Annotated in this window: 2 protein-coding genes; both read right to left on the minus strand. The window is 31.1% G+C overall.

Features of this window, described 5'->3' with window-relative positions; translation table 11 throughout:
* Nucleotides 1-511 precede the first annotated feature (511 nt).
* Nucleotides 512-3,235: an ATP-dependent DNA helicase gene (locus ACZBKJ_RS09700; RefSeq protein WP_463200884.1), complete on the minus strand. Its 2,724-nt coding sequence runs from the start codon at nt 3,233-3,235 to the stop codon at nt 512-514.
* A 145-nt stretch (nt 3,236-3,380) separates the two neighbouring features.
* Nucleotides 3,381-3,753: LysR substrate-binding domain-containing protein (locus ACZBKJ_RS09705; protein WP_463200885.1), on the minus strand; the 373-nt coding region annotated here is incomplete at its 5' end.

Here is a 3,753-nt window from a genome sequence, read left to right on the forward strand (position 1 = left end):
AGACGGACTGTAGTTTCCATTTGATTGCTGAACAGCATTTACTGTTTTTAGGCTATTTCCTCGTCACCTCAGGCTCCGGCTTGGTGATGCTGCTGTTGCTGGCGATTTTGAATTTGGCGAGACAGGGACGGTTGTTGGTGAAATGAAAAATCGTGCGGCTTAGAGCTGTTATAATAAAACGGACATGGTTTTAGGTTGTCTGAAAACGGCGTAAGCACAGTCGGATTCTAGAATCTGACTGTGCTTACTGACTATACTTTACACGGGTGTGAATTATATTTCTTTGCGGGAGGTAAAACGTACGCTGTCCACTGCTTATAGGGGAGTTCAGAGAAAAGCTCCACCAATTCGCCACTTGCCAAATAAACATAGCAAGCAATATGCCCAAATATACACCAGTGTCGATTTATTCATCCGCCACATTCAAATTCCAGATTTCTTGCCTCGACTGAAAAGATAAAGCAAAGCCGTATTAAAAACCTGCCATGCTGACCTTATTCGTAGATAATGTCTATAATTCTCTACTGTTGCCTTGGGAATTTATCATCCCCTTTAATAACCCAATATCTCTAGAAAAATCTCTCTTTTCAAAACTCGATAGAATGACCTTTTCTGTTTCCGGAGACCAATAAATTTTCAAATTTTCTTTTGCTCTTGTAATAGCCGTATAAAAAATACTATGGCTTACCAATTCTTCCAATTCATTCGTAATAATGATTTTAACAGACTTGTATTCTAAACCTTGTGATTTATGGATAGATACAGCATAAGCAACTTGAAATGGAACTAATTTATCAAATGAATCATCATCTTCATCGGTATCTGGATATTTTTTAACTGAAAATTTAATTATTGAATTTTTACTATTTTTATTTGATAAAAGTTCAAAATCATATCCATCTGCATCAATTTCATTTATGCTAATATCTAATTCAATAGTAAAAAATATTTCACTTTCTGTTTTGTTAATATCAACAATTTTTCCTTTCATGTTGTTATGAATAAGTGGAGTAAATCTTTCTGACTCATTAAACAAAATAGGATCATTTACCTTGTAATCGTGTATTCCCCATAAAACAGGCTGGTTTGGGTTATTACTCTGCAAAAAATGATTAATATTATTAATACCATAAATACCATCATAATTCAGGCACAAAATGATTTCATCATCATTTGGCTGATCCAGTACTGATTTATCTAATCTAACAGAATAGTTTTCTTTTACCATCGGTTCTAATATCGCTATATCTAACTCTCTAACTCTATTCCAGATCGTTAATAAATTTTCATTAGTTGTTCTATATGGTGTTTTCAATTCTAAAATTGCAGATTGATTGACAAATCTACGAATAATGTCAAACCAATTCCCAAACAAAATAGATTCAATTTGAAAAACATCGCCAACTAAAACAAGCATCTTACAATCTACTTTCCTTAGAATACTTACCATATCTTGATTACTAATAGTACTGCACTCATCAATAACCAATAAATCACAAGATGTATGATTATTTCTTTTAGATAGAAACTTTGAAATAGTCATAAAATAGCTGTTTTTAGTGGTTACCCTTCTTTTTAAGTTGTTTACAGCAGGATTGGTATTAGCTAAATATATTTTTTCTTTGTCATTCCAAAAGTTAGATATATGGTTTATAACTGTAGACTTACCTGTCCCTGCTGCACCGTAGATTAATGCAACTCTAGATTGAGAAAACATATTTTTTAGTAATTCTAATTTCTCATTACAATCAATTTTATATGAACCATCATTTAGCCAAGAAATAACTGAATTAGTGTAACCTTCTATCTTTTCATTTGCATATTTTTTTATTTCCAGGATAATATCAATGCAATTATCTACATATTCTTTTATATAGATAAATCCTTTATATTCAACCAAGTTACGATTAGTGTGTTTGTGATATACGTTGGAATTATACTTCTTCATTAATTCTTGAATATTAGAGAAGCCAGATATTTCTTCTAATTTTGTAAATAAGACTCCTTTTTTCTCTGCGTTATTCTTAATGAATCTTGCTAGGAACTCATGTTCACGATTCGATGGATTGATACAATTAAATAAATCATGCACTTTAGGGTTGTGACTTATTAAAGATGTCGTGAATGGCATTTTATCAAATGGAATACACCCCCAGCTAAGATTTAAGTTGGATAACTTATGACATGGAGCATTATTAAACTGACTTTTAATTACTTTGTTATTTAATTTATACAACAAATAACTGATAACATTTCTTCCTGCTAAATTATTTCTTATAAGGTTTCTACAAACTTCCAATATATTGATAAAATTAGTAGTTCTTACTTGTGAAGTTATTTGATTTTTAAAATCATAAAAATAATTGTCTGATAATCGTACAATATCGACAAAGTCAATCTTATTATAAGTTAAATACTTCATTATTAAAGAATATTCATTACTGTTAGAATGAACTGATTGCATGTTGAAAATTTTTGAGAAATTCTTAAATTCACAATTACGTATTGACACTTCCCAGTTATCAATAATTTTAATTGACATCCTACTGTTTAGTATATCAATATAATCTTCTCTTATTCTTAATTTTACTGCATAATTATCCAGTATATCATGGCGTGTAAAGGCAATAATCCTATCAAATTTACTTACTTTATCATTTGCAATAGTAAATGTAACTTCATAATATATCTCTTGTTTCACAAAGAAAGGTTTTATTTTTTGAATATAATATCTATCATTATAATTAGAATAGGTATCATTGATATGGTCTGCGTTTATTTTCAATGATATTTTTTCATAATACTCAGTTAGTTTTTCATCTAAATTTAAAGGAAACTCTTCTATATTATATAAAATATCTAACCCATATTTTTTTCTTAAGAATGATTTTATTCTTAGTAAATATTCATAATATTTTAGCATTAACCTTTCAGATCCATTCTCATCTATAGTATAGTGTGATACGGATTTTTGTAATAGGCTATGGAATTTATGTAGGAAATCAAAGCTGCCTTTTGATTTAATATATTCCCATGCTTCTTTTTTATCTGAATAGTTGTTAGGATCAATATCCTGACCATTACTATATATTTTTTGTGCAATATATTCGACTAAGTTTCTTAACTGGGCGAGAATATTTTGTGAAAGTAAGCCTCTTTCTGAATCATCAAATCTATCAATATTCTTAGAAATAACGGAAGCAGTTTCTTTTATTGCAATATCTATTTTTAGCATAGTTTTCTCCTTATGCAATTACATTAAATGTGATTTAATCATAATAAATTACGTTAAGAAAATTAGTGAATTAAGGAGCAATATAATTGTTGCAAAGATTTTTCAGATAACCTTTTCCCCACATGTTATCTATCCAGCCCGTTGCCTACGCTACGCTTGCGGCACAAGCCTTTTCAATCAACTCCCTTACCCATCGATACGCAGGATCTTTATGTGTCCGTTCGTGCCAAATCAGTGTTTTGGTAAAGCCTTGAATTTTAAGAGGTGGTTCAAAGCGCTTAAGATTGGGCAAATTGGCAATCAAGCGCTCAGGCACAACAGCCAATAAATCGCTTTGCGCCAGCAATTCGGGCAAAACGATAAAATTTTGCACTGACAGGCTGACGTTTCTTTGTAATCCCAAAGCTTGCAGGGCTTGGTCTGTAATACCGCTGAAACTGCCGCCATGATAGGAAATCAAAGCTTGTTCTAACTGGCAAAACTGCTCAAGGGTAAGTTCTGATTGCTGGGCTATTGGA

It is taken from the genome of Moraxella sp. I5G (genome assembly GCF_055193055.1).